Here is a 15945-nt window from a genome sequence, read left to right as displayed (position 1 = left end):
CTATGTCTCCATCAACGCCTGCCGATCAAGCGAAAAAGCTCATTAAAGTGCCAGAAATGCGCCGTATTAAACACATCCATTTTATTGGGATTGGTGGTGCGGGCATGTGCGGTATTGCCGAAGTATTGAAAAACCAAGGCTATAAAGTTTCAGGTTCAGATATTAAAGCGTCGAAAACCACGGCTCAGCTTGAAGAAAACGGCATTCAAGTTTTCATCGGTCATGCTGCTGAAAATATTCAAGGTGCCAATGTAATCGTGGTATCAACAGCCATTGATTCTGAAAACCCGGAAGTGAAAGCGGCGATTGAAACCCGTACACCTGTCGTGCGTCGTGCAGAAATGTTGGGTGAATTAATGCGTTACCGTCATGGTATTGCCGTTGCGGGGACGCATGGTAAAACCACGACAACCAGTCTTGTGACATGCATGTTGGCAGAAGAAAATCTGGACCCAACTTATGTCATTGGTGGTTTGTTAAATCGTACTGGTGTGAATGCTGCATTGGGTGCAAGTCGTTATATCGTGGCTGAAGCAGACGAATCAGATGCGTCATTCCTGCATTTACAGCCGATGGCAACGATTGTCACCAATATCGACGCTGACCATATGGATACCTATGGCGGTAGTTTCGATGTATTAAAAGATACCTTTGTGCAATTCTTACAGCGTCTTCCATTTTACGGTTTAGCCGTGATGTGTGGTGATGATGCCAACATCCGTGAAATTATGCCGCGTATTGGTCGTCCTGTCGTGACTTATGGTTTCAATGAAGACAATGACATTCGTGCTGTTGATGTGGCTCAAGAAGGCATGCAATCACACTTTACAGTTTTGCGTAAAGACCGTGAGCCGTTACGTTTAACCATTAACTTGCCGGGTCTTCATAATATCTTAAATGCCTTGGCAGCGATTGGTATTGCAACGGATGAAGGTGTTTCTGATGCTGCGATTGCGCGTGCCTTAGAAAGCTTCAGTGGTGTAGGTCGTCGTTTCCAAGTACAAGGCGAATTTGAAGTTGAAGATGGCTTGGTGAAATTGGTCGATGACTATGGTCACCATCCAAAAGAAGTGGAAGCGACCATTAAAGCGGCACGTGCAAGTCATCCAGATCGTCGTTTGGTGATGATGTTCCAACCGCACCGTTTTAGCCGTACGCGTGACTGTTTTGATGACTTCGTCGATGTCTTGTCACAAGTCGATCAATTGTTGTTATTAGAAGTTTATCCTGCGGGTGAAAAGCCAATTGTGGGTGCGGATAGTCGTGCATTGGCTCGAAGCATTCGTCTCCGTGGTGAGGTTGAGCCGATTCTCATCGATCCAGTAGAAGGCAACTTACAAGCAGTAATGAAAAAAGTGTTACAAGCAAATGACTTGTTATTAACACAGGGCGCAGGTAATGTTGGAGCAATCTCAATCGAACTTGCTCAAAACAATCTCTATGTAAAATGATCATCGCTTGGTGATCCAAAGTTTGTTTAGACCGTAGATAAAAGTTTTAAGGATATAAACGTGTCAAATGCTTCAAAATTCGGCAAAGTTGCCGTGTTATTAGGTGGGAAATCTGCCGAACGTGAGGTTTCTCTCGATAGTGGTAAAGCTGTACTTGAAGCATTGGTGCGTTCGGGTGTAAATGCCGAAGCATTCGATCCGCAGCAACGCAGTGTGACTGAGTTGGTGGCTTATGACCGTGCATTTATCGTCCTTCATGGCCGTGGTGGTGAAGATGGTCAAATTCAGGGTACTTTGGAATGGTTAAACATTCCGTACACTGGAACGGGCGTTCAAGGCTCGGCGATTGGTATGGATAAAGTCAAAACTAAACAAGTTTGGCAAGGTTCAGAACTACCGACAGCACCTTATCGTATTGTCAGCAAAGACTCAGATTTACAAGAAATTGTAGATTCAATTGGTTTGCCATTTATCATCAAGCCCGTGCATGAAGGTTCAAGCATTGGTATGAGCAAAGTTGAAAAAATTGAAGACTTTGCAACCGCAATTGCAAAAGCGACCCAGCATGATGCAGTCGTGATGGCTGAAAAATGGATTACCGGACGTGAATTTACCATTGTGATTTTAAATGGTCAGGCTTTACCGGTGATTCGTTTAGAACCGCCTGCAGATGTGGCTTTTTACGATTACGAAGCGAAATATAACCGTAACGATGTGCAATATGGTATTCCATGTGGCTTGACTGAAGATGAAGAAAAGCGTCTACAAGCTTTATCTTTACGCGCTTTCCAAGCGGTAGGTGCGAGTGGTTGGGGTCGTATTGACGCGATGCAGGATGCCGAAGGAAACTTCTGGTTACTTGAGGTAAATACTGTTCCGGGTATGACCAGTCATTCTCTAGTACCAAAAGCTGCTAATGCTGTAGGTTATAGTTTTGATGATCTTTGTGTCGCAATTTTGGAACAAACCCTGACAGGTGCGGCACACTAAATTATGGCTCAACTTCCTGCGTCTATGCGCCGTAAACGTGCAGCAACGACATCGATACATGACAAACCACCGACACGTAAGGAAAAGCTTACCAATGTGGGTGGATGGCTGTTGTTGTTTATTGCATGTGTGGTTTTGATTGCCGGAATTTGGGGGCTATATAAAGTCATGACGGATGCACGTGTGGCTGAACTTGATGTGGTGGGTGTGCGGAGCGCCCAAGAAAAACAACAAGTCATGTCATACGTTTCACCGATGATGACTGAAAACTATTTTACCTCTGATTTACGTGTCATTCGTGACCGTACTTTAGAAATCTCTTGGGTCGATCGCGTGGTGGTATCGCGTGCATGGCCGAATGCAATTCGTGTACGGGTGATGCCGCGTCAAGCGATTGCACGTTGGGGAACTGGGCGACTGTTAAGCGACAGTGGTGATGTATTTGCTGAATTAACTCCGACCAATCATCAGAATTTACCGTTATTGCATGGGCCGACGAGTCAGTCCAAAATGATGATGCGTCGCTATAATGAAATTAATCAACTATTTATACCTGTTGGCATTCGTTTAAAAGAATTATATTTAACCGAACGAATGACTTGGTTTATGCAGTTTGATTCAGGCTTACGTGTGATTGTCGATCAGGATCAAACCATGAGTAAGTTGCAGCGTTTAAGTTATCTCGCACACAGTGACTTAAAACCTGTTTGGCCACGAATTTCTGCCATCGATTTGCGCTACCGAAATGGTTTAGCGATTCAATGGAAAAACTCTGTGCCAGCAAAGTCGATAAATGGTCAGTTTGTTGTAACCAGTGATGACATAGGCATTGCGAATGCAGCGCCTGTAAAGCCATAATGATCGGCTTTATAAGTAGAGGCTTTAAGCCATAAATTAAACAAACATGTGAATGGTAGTAGTAAATAATGAATGAAGCTGTTCCCTCGGTTGTTGCGATTGACATTGGGACACACAAAGTTTCAGTTTTGATTGGTAAGGTACACGCGCCAGACAATATCCAAGTGGTAGGGATGGCGACCGCTCGTAACCGCGGCATGAATAAAGGGAAAATTGTCAGTCTCGATAAAGTTGTTACCGCAATTAAAAATGCAGTGCAGGAAGCGGAAGATATGGCGGAATGTCGTGTACATTCTGCGTGGATTTCCATTCCAAGTGCTGAACTAAAAAGTTTTTATGCCTCTGGTCGCACTCCAATTGAAAATAATGACCATGCGATTACCACCAATGAAGTGGTGCGTGCTTTAGAACTGGCCAAAGCCAGTCATTTAACGTCTGACCATTATTTGGTGAGTGCTGTACCTTTAGGTTTTGAACTAGATGATGAACCTGAATGGGTGTTAAACCCGATTCGCATGTCAGCACGGAGTATGACAGGACATTATCATTTGATGATGTTGCCCATCAGCACCATGCAGAATTTGGATCGCGCATTAAAAGGTGCCAATATTGGCGTTGAACGCATGGTCATTTCATCATTAGCAACAGCTGAAGCCAGTTTGCTTAAAGATGAAAAAGAATATGGTGTGTGCTTGGTTGATATTGGTGCTGGTACGACCAATATTGCGGTCTATTTAGATGGTCGCTTGGCGATGACACACACCTTGCAACGTGGCGGTGAGCATGTAACACGTGATATTGCTGCTGTATTGCAAACCACAACAGAAGAAGCTGAACGCATTAAGCTGTTGTATGGTTGTGTTGATCTGAAAGTGGTTAAACCTGAAAGTATGATTCAGTTCCAAGGGATTGATGGTCCACAAACCATTAGCCGTATTGAACTGACCGAAATCATTATTGCGCGCTATGAAGAAATCTTTAATCAAGTGCGTAATGAATTGGTCGATCATGGTGCGATTCATGGTTTATACCATGGTGTTGTACTCACAGGTGATGCCTGCCAAATTGAAGGGATGGTGACATTTGCACGTCGGATGTTAAGTGTTTCTGCACATTTAGGTAATCCACCTATGCAAGTGTATGCTGATGATCAACAGCAAGCCGCTTTACGTCGTTCACAATACGCGACTGCCGCAGGTCTGTTAATTTTCAGTCAAAGTGAAACACAAGATACGATCGTTGAGCCAGAAGATACGGAAAAACTTTCAGTATTGAATCGGGTAAAACGTGCATGGTCGGGCTTCAATGACACCTTGAAGTCGATCTTTTAAGTTGAAATATTTGGGAATATTGTTGGGAAGTTGTACGGATTATTGCTTGTACTTGACAAGCTGGAACTTGGACAGCATTCTAAAAAACAATTTTTATTAAGATCAAGGCAGTATACGGGCTGAAGTGTCTGCCAATTATGGATTAGGAATTTTTTAGGCATGGCCTCATTTGAATTTTTAGAAGATGATCAAAGCGACAGCAACGGTCAAGCCCGTTTCACAGTATTCGGTGTAGGTGGTGCTGGCGGTAACGCTGTGCAACATATGTTGGAATCAGATATCGAAGGTGTAAAATTTGTTTGTGCCAATACAGACAAACAAGCACTCGACCGCATGAATGCACAATTTAAAATCCAACTCGGCGAGCAAAGTACGCGTGGTTTGGGTGCAGGTGCAAATCCACAAGTGGGTCAAACTGCTGCTGAAGAAAGCCGTGAGTTGATTCGCCAACACCTTGAAGGTACGGACATGGTGTTCGTGACTGCAGGTATGGGTGGTGGTACAGGTACCGGTGCTGCGCCAGTTGTTGCTGAAATTGCCAAAGAAATGGGTATCTTAACTGTAGGTGTGGTGACGACTCCGTTTAACTTTGAAGGTAAACGTCGTCAGCAATCTGCTGAGAAAGGTATTGAAGCACTTGAGCAACATGTTGATTCTCTGATTATTATTCCGAACCAACGTCTACTTAAAGTATTCCGCGATATTTCAATGAAAGATGCCTATAAAAAGGCAGACGACGTATTGTTAAATGCGGTGCGTAGTATCTTTGATTTGGTGGTACGTCCGGGTCATATCAACCTTGACTTCGCCGATTTGAAAACTGCGATGAGTACCCGTGGTTATGCCATGATGGGTGCAGGTTCTGGTCGTGGTGAAAACCGTGCGCGTCAAGCTGCTGAGCAAGCGATCCGTAGCCCGTTGTTAGATAACGTGACCATCATGAATGCAAAAGGCATTTTGATTAATGTTACAGGTGGCGATGATGTAACCTTCGGTGAAATTGAAGAAATCACTGATGTGGTGAACCAAATTGTGGATCTTGATGAAGGTCAAGTGTTCTACGGTACGGTATTTGATCCAGATGCACGTGATGAAATTAGCGTAACGGTGATCGCAACGGGTTTAACGCGTAATTCTGCCGATTCTGCTGAGCCAGTGAAACGCCCTGTCGCACAAGCAACGCGTACAGTCGCTTCTGCACAAGTACCTGTAGATGAAGATGATGTGCCAGCGATTCAACGTCAGCACAATGAAGCAGCAGCTCCAGCTGCAGCAGCGGCGTCAGCATCCAATTCACGCCCTACGCCAATGAGTATTCAAGACTATTTGAAAAATCAGCAACGTAAATAACATAAATTCAATGACTTAAATGTCTGTTGATTACAAAAGGTAGCTGATCAGCTACCTTTTTGTTTTTTATCAATGGCTAAATATGCTAACGTATAGCGGTTTTGTGAACTGATGATAGAAGACACATGTTGAAACAACGTACCCTGAAACGCATCGTGAAAGCGAGTGGCATCGGACTGCATAGTGGGCAAAAAGTGATGATTAACTTTGTGCCACATCATGCCGATGGGGGGATTGTGTTTCGTCGTATCGACTTAAATCCACCGATTGATATTCCAGCCGATGCTATGCTGATTCAAGAAGCATTCATGTGTTCTAACTTGGTGCAAGAAAATGCCAAGGTGGGCACAATTGAGCACATTATGAGTGCGATTGCTGGTTTAGGGATTGATAACCTGATCGTGGAAGTGTCGGCGTCTGAAGTGCCCATTATGGATGGGAGTGCCGGCCCGTTCATTTATTTGCTTATGCAAGGTGAACTACAAGAACAAAATGCACCTAAAAAATTCATAAAAATACGCAAACCTGTCGAAGCACTGATCGATGATAAACGTGCTGCCTTCCAACCGCATGACGGTTTCCAATTAAATTTTACGATTGATTTTGACCATCCTGCATTTAAGAAAGAATTTCAGTCGGCAACCATCGACTTTTCAACCGAAACATTTGTCTATGAAGTTAGTGAAGCGCGGACTTTTGGCTTTATGAAAGATTTGGACTACCTCAAAGCTAATAATTTGGCTTTAGGGGCGAGTCTCGAAAATGCCATTGGTGTAGATGACAATGGTGTGGTCAATGAAGAGGGCTTACGCTTTTCGGATGAGTTTGTTCGTCACAAAATATTAGATGCTGTGGGTGATTTATATTTGCTCGGTCATCAAATTATTGCGAAATATGATGCCTATAAGTCAGGTCATGCATTAAATAATCAGTTATTACGCAATGTCAAAAGTGATCCAGATAGCTATGAAATTGTAACATTTGATGACATTAATGATTGCCCAATTAGTTATGTGAATGTGACATAAGTCATTGTCTTATAATAGTGATGTTATATTGTATCATTTGTAAGTGTTAAGTCTGTCACATTCTGAGCATTCAAATTTGTCTGTTACAACTGGGTGGTTACTTTTTATTGCTTGCCAAACGCAGCATTGCTTGGCTAAGCTTAGGGTCGCTCACAAAGTCAGCAGCATTACGGAGTAAATCCTGAGTTTCTGTACTGAGGGTTCTTGAAATTTTTTCAGGGGAATGGGGCGTTGGAGACGGAGTTCTCAGACGGACTTGAATCTTGTGCAAATCCTTGAATTCGTATATTTGTGATAATTGTGCAATATATTGCTTTTGCAAATAGGCCAACTGACTAATCAGTGCCTGATTTTCTCCAGTTAATATAAGTACACCATTTATATAACAAACAACTTGCCATTGATCCGGTTGGGGCAATAGCGGTTGAACAATTTTCGTAAGTTTCTGCCATACAGCAACTTGCGTTGAGAGAAACGACAAGTTTCCTGTTTTTATGTGTTTTCTTGTTGGTTGAAAGACGTTGACAGGTTCTGACATACATATTTCCTACATGTTTATGTCTTAATCTTATGCGCTCCTTTTGGCTGATATCAAGGACGAAATCACACAAGGAACAAAAGAGAACAGTTTATAGAGGTTTTTTATGCATTTACGACGTATTTTATTGGCGTTTTCATTGGCAGCTTCGGCCGCTTCAGTCGCTTTTGCAGATTTAGTTGAATTAAATCAAGCAGACTCATCATCAGATCGTATTGAACAGTTAACTCGCACCTTGTCTCAAGGTGCTTACTCTGAAAGCAATGATATTGATGTTCCAGCTGAAACGAAGTTGAATGTTCAAATTCGTGAAAAATCAATTGAACTCAACAATGCGACAATCGCAAAAAAATACGGTTCAAGCAATTCCTCTAAAAACTATTCAGCAAGTTCAAATAATCCATATTCATGGTTAATTGCCCACCCACTTCCAGACATGAAGCGTGTAAGTTCAAACTATGGTGGTCGTACCATGGGTGGCCGTGCAGAAAATCATTCAGGTTTAGATCTTTCTGCGGCTAGTGGCACACCTATTTATGCAACGGGTCCAGGCATTGTAACAAAGTCAGGTTGGGGCACAGGTTATGGTCAATATGTTGAAATTAACCATGGTAATGGTTACCTGACACGTTATGCACATGCATCACGCTTAATTGCACGTGTAGGCGACCGTGTTGCTGCGGGTGAGCATATTGCTAACGTTGGTTGTACTGGTCGTTGTACTGGCCCACATTTACATTACGAAGTAGTGAAAGATGGTCAACGTAAAAACCCATCAACGTATTTAGCGATGTTGCCATAAGCACATACAAAATTTGTATACGAAGCCATTGTCTGAACCTCTACAGACAATGGCTTTTTTATTTATCGCTAATAACTATAAAATTATCATTTTAAAAAATATTGTCTGTATGAAAAATGGCGAAAATTGACCCAAAAATGTAAATTTGTGTAATTGTTAATCAATGAGTATTTAGTAAATAAATAACAGAGCTATTTCGTATTCATTTGTGGCGATAACTGAGCCTAGCCAAAATATGGTACTAATAGAGCCATATATTTAGCACATAGGATAGGTGAAGTATGGCGTTTTATGGCGATACAGATGCGCAAGAAACCCAAGAATGGCAGGACGCATTTGATTCAGTTTTACAGCACATGGGAACTGACCGCGCTGCATTTTTGCTTGAAAAACTCTATCAACAAGCGATTGCTAAGCACGTTCCCATTCAGCGACTAAATACTCCTTACTTAAATACCATTTCAGTTGAAGAACAACCGCCTATGCCGGGTGATTCGGATATGGAGCGCCGTATTCGTGCGCTGATCCGCTGGAATGCCTTAGCAATGGTACTGCGTGCCAATAAAACCGGTGACGATTTAGGTGGTCACTTGGCAAGTTTTGCATCATCTGCAACTTTATATGACGTGGGTTTTAACCACTTCTTCCGTGCCAATAGCGACAGCTTTGGCGGTGACATGATCTATTATCAAGGTCACTGTGCGCCGGGTATCTATGCACGTTCGTTCTTAGAAGGTCGTTTGACTGAAGAGCACTTAAATAATTTCCGTCGTGAAGTTGGCGGTAAAGGTTTGCCGTCATACCCACATCCATATTTGATGCCAGATTATTGGCAGTTCCCAACTGTATCGATGGGTCTAGGTCCAATCATGTCGATCTATCAAGCACACATCCAAAAGTACTTGATGAACCGTGGCCTGATCAAAGAAGAAAACCGTAAAGTTTGGGCTTACCTCGGTGATGGTGAAATGGATGAGCCTGAAAGTACAGGTGCCATTTCACTTGCAGGTCGTGAAAAGCTCGACAACCTGATTTGGGTCGTGAACTGTAACTTACAGCGTCTAGATGGCCCAGTTCGTGGTAATGGTAAAATTATTCAAGAACTTGAATCATTGTTCCGTGGTGCAGGCTGGCGCGTGATTAAGGTGGTATGGGGTCGTCATTGGGATCCGTTACTGGCAAAAGATGATTCAGGTGCCTTAAAAGCGGTGATGGAAGAAGCGGTTGATGGTGACTTCCAACGCTATCAAGTGAAAGGCGGTGCGTATACGCGTGCACATTTCTTTGGTAAGTATCCTGAAGCTGAAGAGTTGGTGCGCAACTTAAGCGATGAAGATATTGATAACCTGAACCGTGGTGGCCATGACCCATTCAAAGTGTATGCGGCTTATGCCGAAGCGATGAAGGAAACAGGTCAGCCAACAGTTATCTTGGCAAAAACAGTCAAAGGTTATGGTTTGTCGGAAGAGATTGAAGCCGTCAACAAGACGCATCAAATCAAGAAAATGCAGCTTGAGTCGTTGAAATACGTGCGTAACCGTTTCAACCTGCCATTTACCGATGAACAGCTTGAAGAAGTGCCATTCTATCGTCCGAGTGAAAACTCGCCTGAATTGAAATACATGAAGGCGCGTCGTGAGGCATTGGGTGGTTATTTACCTGCACGTCGTAAAGAAAGTGAACAGCTGGCGATTCCTGAATTGTCTGTGTTTGATGCGGTACTGAAAGGCAGTGGTGGTAAAGAGCAATCGACGACCATGTTGATGGTGCGTTTGATTTCATCATTATTGAAAGAAAAAGCCATTAAAGATCGTGTCGTACCAATCGTGCCAGATGAAGCGCGTACTTTCGGTTTGGAAGGTATGTTCCGTCAGTTGGGGATCTATGCTGCGCATGGTCAAAAATATACCCCTGAAGACCAAGAACAGTTGATGCATTACCGTGAAGCCAAAGATGGTCACATGCTACAAGAAGGGATTAACGAAGCGGGTGCGATGAGTGCTTGGGCTGCGTTAGGAACCAGTTATTCAACCAATAACTTGCCAATGATTCCGATGTACATGTACTACTCGATGTTCGGTTTCCAGCGTATTGGCGATATTGCATGGGCTGCAGGTGATGCACAGGCGCAAGGTTTCTTGCTCGGTGCAACTGCGGGTCGTACAACACTGAACGGTGAAGGTTTACAGCACCAAGATGGTCATTCACATATCTTGGCAAATACGATTCCAAACTGTATTTCTTATGACCCATGTTTTGGTTATGAGTTGGCAGTAATCGTACATGATGGTTTAAAACGCATGTACGTGAACCAAGAGCGTGTGTTCTACTACTTAACAGTAATGAATGAAAACTACGAACACCCTGCTATTCCTGAAGGTGCCGAAGAAGGCATTAAACGTGGTATGTATCTCTTCGAAGAAGATGAGAAAGCAACGGTTCAATTGATGGGTTCAGGTGTGATTCTGCGTGAAGTGATTAAAGCAGCGAAAATCCTTCGTGATGAATATCAAATTCATTCAAATGTGTGGAGCGTCACTAGCTTTAACGAATTAGCTCGTGATGGTATGGCGTGTGAAGAATACAACCGCCTACATCCATTGGCTGAAGATACGAAAGAAGCTTGGATCTCTCAATTACTTCGTGAAAAAGACGGTATTGTGGTATCGGCAACCGATCACATGCGTGCTTATAGCGAACAAATCCGTGCTTATCTTCCAGACAATCGTCCGTTCGTTGCATTAGGTACAGATGGTTATGGTCGTTCAGATACACGTGGCAACTTACGTAGCTACTTTGGTGTCGATGCCGCACATATTGTGGTAGCAACATTGAAAAAACTCGCGGATGAAGGCGAAGTTGATGCGCGTTTAGTCAAAGATGCTATCTCAAGCTTTGAACTAGATACTGACCGTCCAGTGGCATGGGCTCCGCAGGAAACGCCGGAACTGCATGCTGTGGCTGACTACAAAGAGGAGAACTAATCATGCAAATTACGACTCCTGATATTGGTGTAGATAAAGCAACGGTCGCTGAGATTTTAGTGAAAGTCGGCGACAGCATTAGCGTCGATGACAGCATTGTGTTGTTAGAGTCTGATAAAGCCTCTGTTGAAGTACCAAGCACTTCGGCAGGCGTGGTGAAAAGCATTGCAGTTAATCTGGGTGACAGTGTTGCTGAAGGTGCTGTGCTGATCGAGTTGGAAGAAGAAGGTCAAAGTACTGCTACCGCTGAGCCAGTACAAAATGCAACTGAAGACCAAGCAGCAGAACCAACTCCGGTTGTGGAAGCAGAACAAGCTGCAGCAGCACCTGTTGCAGCCAATGCTCCTCAGTCGCAAAGTATCGATGTGCAAGTCCCTGATATTGGCGTAGAGAAAGCTACGGTGAGTGAGATTTTGGTCTCTGTCGGTGATGAGATTGATGTTGATCAAAGCATTATCGTGGTGGAATCAGACAAAGCGACAGTCGAAGTTCCAAGTACTGTATCAGGCCGTATCGAATCGATCACGATCAGTGCTGGCGATGTAGTGAAAGAAGGTGTAGTGATTTTAACGGTAAAAACGGCGGCTTCATCTGCTGCGGTTGCATCGGCTCCTGTGCAAGAAACTGCACAGCCTGTTGCTGCACCCATTGTCGCAGAAGCAACACCAACGCCGTCTACGGCTGCGGCGTCTGGGCCTGTAGAAATTGCAGTGCCTGACTTAGGTGTTGATAAAGCAGCAGTGGCTGAAATTTTAGTCGCTGTGGGTGATGTGGTTGAAAAAGACCAAAGTATCATCGTGGTGGAATCAGACAAAGCAACGGTAGAAGTACCAAGCTCTACCGCTGGTAAAATCACCGCGATTCATGTTCAGTTAGGGCAAAGTGTCTCTGAAGGCGTCGCTTTAGTGACGATTGAAGCCGAAGGTCAAGCTGTTGCAGCACCTGCACCAGCGCCAGCAGCGAAACCTGCACCAGCTGTAGCACAGCCTGCGACAGTTGCACCTAAAGCTGAAAGCAAAGTTGAAGCAGCAGCACCGCAACCACAAGGCGCAGATAAGCTCACCAAAGAGCAAAATGCTGCCAATGCCAAAGTGTATGCAGGTCCGGCCGTTCGTAAGCTTGCACGTGAATTAGGTGTGGTTTTGGCAGAAGTCAAAGCATCGGGCCCGCATGAGCGTTTAATGAAAGAAGATTTATTCGCTTATGTGAAAACCCGTTTGACCACTCCGCAAGTTGCACCTGCAGCTCAAGCTGTGGCACAGGTTTCAGGCTTGCCGAAATTGCCAAGCTTTGATGCTTTTGGTGGTGTGGAAGAGAAAGTTTTGACACGTTTACAACAAGTGTCGATTCCGCAATTGTCTTTAAACAATTTTATCCCGCAAGTGACGCAATTCGATGCTGCGGATATTACCGATCTTGAAGCTTGGCGTAATGATTTAAAAGCTAACTTTAAGAAAGAAGGTATTGGCTTAACCATTATGGCTTTCATCATCAAAGCAGTGGCTTATTTGTTGAAAGAAGAGCGTGAATTTGCAGGTCATTTGTCTGATGATGGCAAGTCAGTATTGTTACGTAATGAAATCCATATGGGGATTGCCGTTGCAACGCCTGATGGTTTGACCGTGCCTGTACTGCGTAATCCAGATCAAAAATCGATTAAGCAGATTGCAATTGAGCTGGGTGAGCTGAGTCAAAAAGCACGTGACAAAAAACTATCGCCAAAAGATCTACAAGGTGCGAATTTTACCATTACCAGTTTGGGTTCAATTGGTGGCACGGCATTTACACCGTTGGTCAACTGGCCACAGGTGGCGATTTTGGGTATTTCACCTGCAACCATGCAGCCAGTATGGAATGGTGAAAGCTTTGATCCACGTTTGATGCTGCCGCTGTCATTGTCATACGATCACCGTGTGATTAATGGAGCGGACGCAGCACGTTTTGCTAATAAACTGACGAAGCTGCTCAAAGATATTCGAACTTTATTGATCTAATCTGACCTGTTTAAGTTTCAAAAAAACCCTGCTTTGGCAGGGTTTTTTTTATGGTGTTGTGGTGGTGGACTGGCAAAGCCAATCAGGAAGTTCAATGGGTGAAGGGTACAGCTTTAATGCCGAGTTTGCGTTGAGGTTGTAGGTGAGTGGAAACGTACGATGCGGGTGCGCCGTCGGCCAAAGCTTGTGCCTTAAATGTTCAAAGCGTTGGAAGTCTTTTAAAAATAAGCCCCAAAACTTTTCATAATGCTCCAGTTCTTGCACATGTTGATGCTGATAAGCATGTGTTTGGCCCTGTTGGTGTTGAAAGTCATAGCCCATCAGCCAAATACGATGCGGTTGAAAGAGATGTGCGAGTGAATAGGCTTGAAGGCCGCAATTATTACCATAAACAAAGTACGGTGAATGAAATAACTCCGCTTGCGTATCGATGCGCACGGTTTTGAAGTTAATCACTTCATGTTCAGGATATGGCCGGTTGTGACCTAAACCACATCCGCTAATGATGTCACCTTGAAAGCAGGCTTTGAGCATGGGCTGATACTGTAACCACCATGCATAGTCTGAATGATGAGCAATTTGAGCCTGAGGAAGTTGAAGAAAACTTTGATTACAGCAAATGATCAGCAGTTTTTTTGAGGGCTGAATGGTGGTTAAGTCAAAACTGAGCTGAGACGGGCCGCCTGCAATGATTAATACATCCTGCACATGCATATAGTGTTGAATAAATTCTTGAAATTTTTGATTATTGTTTTGCATATCAAATTGAGTCATCGAAAATTAAAATTGCGAAAACATGCATTCCTCGCTAGAATAGCATTACTTCATTGGGGAGTAGCCGCTTTTTACGCAAAGTAAAAAGGTGATGGTCAACATATTTGCTCTAAAACGAGCATGGTCATCATAGCAAAGAACCAAATGAGCTCTTCGTAGCTTTCTTTTGTTGGCAAGACCTTTGATTTATCACTCTGCACATTGGCTAGCAGGAGGGATAAGTCATCGGTATATGTTATTGCTAGCCAGAGAAATGCACCATGTTAACCGCTTTCTTCATTTCCCTTGTTGTTGTTGCCCTGTCAGAAATGGGCGATAAAACACAATTACTTGCCTTACTGCTTGCTGCACGTTTTCGTAAACCCGTTCCGATCTTAATTGCAATTTTCCTAGCGACTGTGGTGAACCACGGGGTTTCTGCTGTGCTGGGTCAATGGATTACCACCGTTTTAAGCCCAACCGTTTTATTGTGGATTGTTTCTCTGGGCTTTATTGCCATGGCGGTGTGGATGTTGATCCCCGATCAATTGGATGATGAATCTGAAAGTATCAATAAGTGGCAAAAATATGGGGTTTTTGGTGCCACTTTCGTTTTGTTCTTCTTGGCTGAGATTGGAGATAAAACCCAAATTGCCACAGTTGCACTGGCTGCACGCTTTGACAGTATTGGCTGGGTGACTTTGGGGACGACACTAGGCATCATGTTGGTTAATGCGCCTGCGGTATTTATTGGGAACAAACTAGCAGAAAAACTACCGATTTCACTGATTCATAAAATTGGCGCCTTGGTATTCTTGGTGATTGGTTTGGCTGCGTTGGCACAACACTATTTATTTTAAATAATGATCTCACCATATTAAAAATACATGAAATCCTGAGTTAAAAACTCAGGATTCTTTGCCAATAAATGAGACTCAATTCACTGATATTTCAGATAATATTGACTTAATATTTATTGTAAGTTTCCCTAAATAAATATATGTTATTCACCTATAGAATATATTTTTTTTGATAAAAAATTTGGGGAATGGGAATGGCTTTCGAACGCACAACATCACAGGTACTTTATGATGATGGAAAGCATAAATGTATTAGCTTTACCAGCTTGGTAAAAGGCGAGGGCGTACAGGCGAACCAGTTCCTGATTTTGGATAATGAGCGCGCAGCGGTGCTCGATCCGGGTGGTGACTTGACCTATGTCCCACTGACTATGGAACTGAATAAATATACCCGTTTGACCAATCTTGACTATGTGATGGCCTCGCATCAGGACCCAGACATTATTACCTCGATGCCGCGTTGGTTGGTTTATACCGACGCCAAAGTGGTGGCATCTAAGCTGTGGGCGCGTTTCTTACCGCATTTAAACTCTGCATTTATGAGTGACCGGATGAAAGGCAACTGGTTGGATCGTCTGATCGAACTGCCAGATCATGGTCAGGTGATTCCATTAGGCAACAGTCATTTGGTGGCTGTTCCTGCACATTTCCTACATTCGGTTGGTAACTTCCAATTTTATGACCCGATTGCCAAAATTTTATTCTCAGGGGATATGGGCGCATCTATGGTGGATGATGCCTCTAAACCTTTAGAAAATTTTGCCGCTCATATTCCTAAAATGAAAGGCTTCCATCAGCGCTACATGTGTTCGAACAAAGTGATCCGTCTGTGGGTCAACATGGTACGGACGATGGATGTGGAAATGATCGTACCGCAGCACGGCACGCCATTTATTGGTAAAGAACAGATCAATCAATTCTTAGATTGGATCGAAACCTTGCAGTGTGGTGTCGATTTAATGGATGAAACAGTCTTTACTTGCCCAGTATAATGACTTGAAAATTC

Annotated in this window: 13 protein-coding genes and 1 riboswitch; of the genes, 11 read left to right on the top strand and 2 right to left on the bottom strand. The window is 43.6% G+C overall.

The features are described 5' to 3' along the window. Nucleotides 1-2: 2 nt before the first annotated feature. The 6 genes from murC to lpxC all read left to right on the top strand — a co-directional run bounded on the left by murC (nt 3) and on the right by lpxC (nt 7008). Nucleotides 3-1451, top strand: coding sequence for a UDP-N-acetylmuramate--L-alanine ligase (gene murC, locus AC4CU0_RS14355; protein ID WP_078190576.1), 1449 nt, complete (start codon nt 3-5; stop codon nt 1449-1451). A gap of 60 nt (nt 1452-1511) precedes the next feature. Beyond that, entirely contained in the window at nt 1512-2441 is a 930-nt protein-coding gene (locus tag AC4CU0_RS14350; protein ID WP_078193219.1) for a D-alanine--D-alanine ligase, read from the top strand. Between the two features lie 3 nt (nt 2442-2444). Then, nucleotides 2445-3299 carry a cell division protein FtsQ/DivIB gene (locus AC4CU0_RS14345; RefSeq protein ID WP_180116811.1) on the top strand — a complete coding sequence of 285 codons (855 nt, stop codon included), beginning with the start codon at nt 2445-2447 and terminating at the stop codon, nt 3297-3299. A 68-nt stretch (nt 3300-3367) separates the two neighbouring features. Then, nucleotides 3368-4630 (top strand): cell division protein FtsA, encoded by a 1263-nt coding sequence (ftsA, locus tag AC4CU0_RS14340; RefSeq protein WP_490743382.1) that lies wholly within the window; start codon nt 3368-3370, stop codon nt 4628-4630. Nucleotides 4631-4789: 159 nt separating this feature from the next. After that, on the top strand, nt 4790-5980 hold the full coding sequence (ftsZ, locus tag AC4CU0_RS14335; protein WP_078193216.1) for a cell division protein FtsZ: 1191 nt from the start codon (nt 4790-4792) through the stop codon (nt 5978-5980). Nucleotides 5981-6105: 125 nt separating this feature from the next. After that, nucleotides 6106-7008: a UDP-3-O-acyl-N-acetylglucosamine deacetylase gene (gene lpxC, locus AC4CU0_RS14330; protein WP_180063028.1), complete on the top strand. Its 903-nt coding sequence runs from the start codon at nt 6106-6108 to the stop codon at nt 7006-7008. Nucleotides 7009-7105: 97 nt separating this feature from the next. Here lpxC and AC4CU0_RS14325 read toward each other — a convergent pair whose 3' ends face one another. After that, complete coding sequence (locus AC4CU0_RS14325; RefSeq protein WP_168379402.1) at nt 7106-7546, bottom strand: DciA family protein; 441 nt, start codon at nt 7544-7546, stop codon at nt 7106-7108. Nucleotides 7547-7652: 106 nt separating this feature from the next. On the opposite strand from AC4CU0_RS14325, the gene AC4CU0_RS14320 reads away from it, so the two are divergent. From AC4CU0_RS14320 to AC4CU0_RS14310, 3 genes are all read left to right on the top strand, one after another. Continuing rightward, nucleotides 7653-8348 (top strand): M23 family metallopeptidase, encoded by a 696-nt coding sequence (locus tag AC4CU0_RS14320; RefSeq protein WP_180049738.1) that lies wholly within the window; start codon nt 7653-7655, stop codon nt 8346-8348. A gap of 281 nt (nt 8349-8629) precedes the next feature. After that, entirely contained in the window at nt 8630-11332 is a 2703-nt protein-coding gene (gene aceE / locus AC4CU0_RS14315; RefSeq protein WP_078193212.1) for a pyruvate dehydrogenase (acetyl-transferring), homodimeric type, read from the top strand. Nucleotides 11333-11334: 2 nt separating this feature from the next. Beyond that, a complete protein-coding gene (locus tag AC4CU0_RS14310; RefSeq protein ID WP_490743381.1) occupies nt 11335-13326 on the top strand; it encodes a 2-oxo acid dehydrogenase subunit E2 in 1992 nt (663 codons plus the stop codon). A gap of 48 nt (nt 13327-13374) precedes the next feature. Here AC4CU0_RS14310 and AC4CU0_RS14305 read toward each other — a convergent pair whose 3' ends face one another. Further along, nucleotides 13375-14085, bottom strand: a complete 711-nt coding sequence (locus AC4CU0_RS14305) for a methyltransferase type 11 (protein WP_490743380.1) — start codon at nt 14083-14085, stop codon at nt 13375-13377. Nucleotides 14086-14143: 58 nt separating this feature from the next. After that, a riboswitch (yybP-ykoY riboswitch) is annotated at nt 14144-14287 on the top strand. Nucleotides 14288-14360: 73 nt separating this feature from the next. Here AC4CU0_RS14305 and AC4CU0_RS14300 point away from each other — a divergent pair. After that, the gene (locus AC4CU0_RS14300; protein ID WP_490743379.1) at nt 14361-14939 is read left to right on the top strand and encodes a TMEM165/GDT1 family protein; all 579 of its coding nucleotides are present in this window, start codon (nt 14361-14363) and stop codon (nt 14937-14939) included. A gap of 194 nt (nt 14940-15133) precedes the next feature. Beyond that, the gene (locus AC4CU0_RS14295) at nt 15134-15931 is read left to right on the top strand and encodes an oxygen-binding di-iron domain-containing protein (RefSeq protein ID WP_078190564.1); all 798 of its coding nucleotides are present in this window, start codon (nt 15134-15136) and stop codon (nt 15929-15931) included. The last annotated feature ends 14 nt before the right edge of the window (nt 15932-15945 follow it).

Source organism: Acinetobacter sp. LipI_15 (assembly GCF_058242865.1).
Note: the sequence above shows the minus strand (reverse complement) of the source record. Positions and strands in the feature narration are given on the sequence as shown.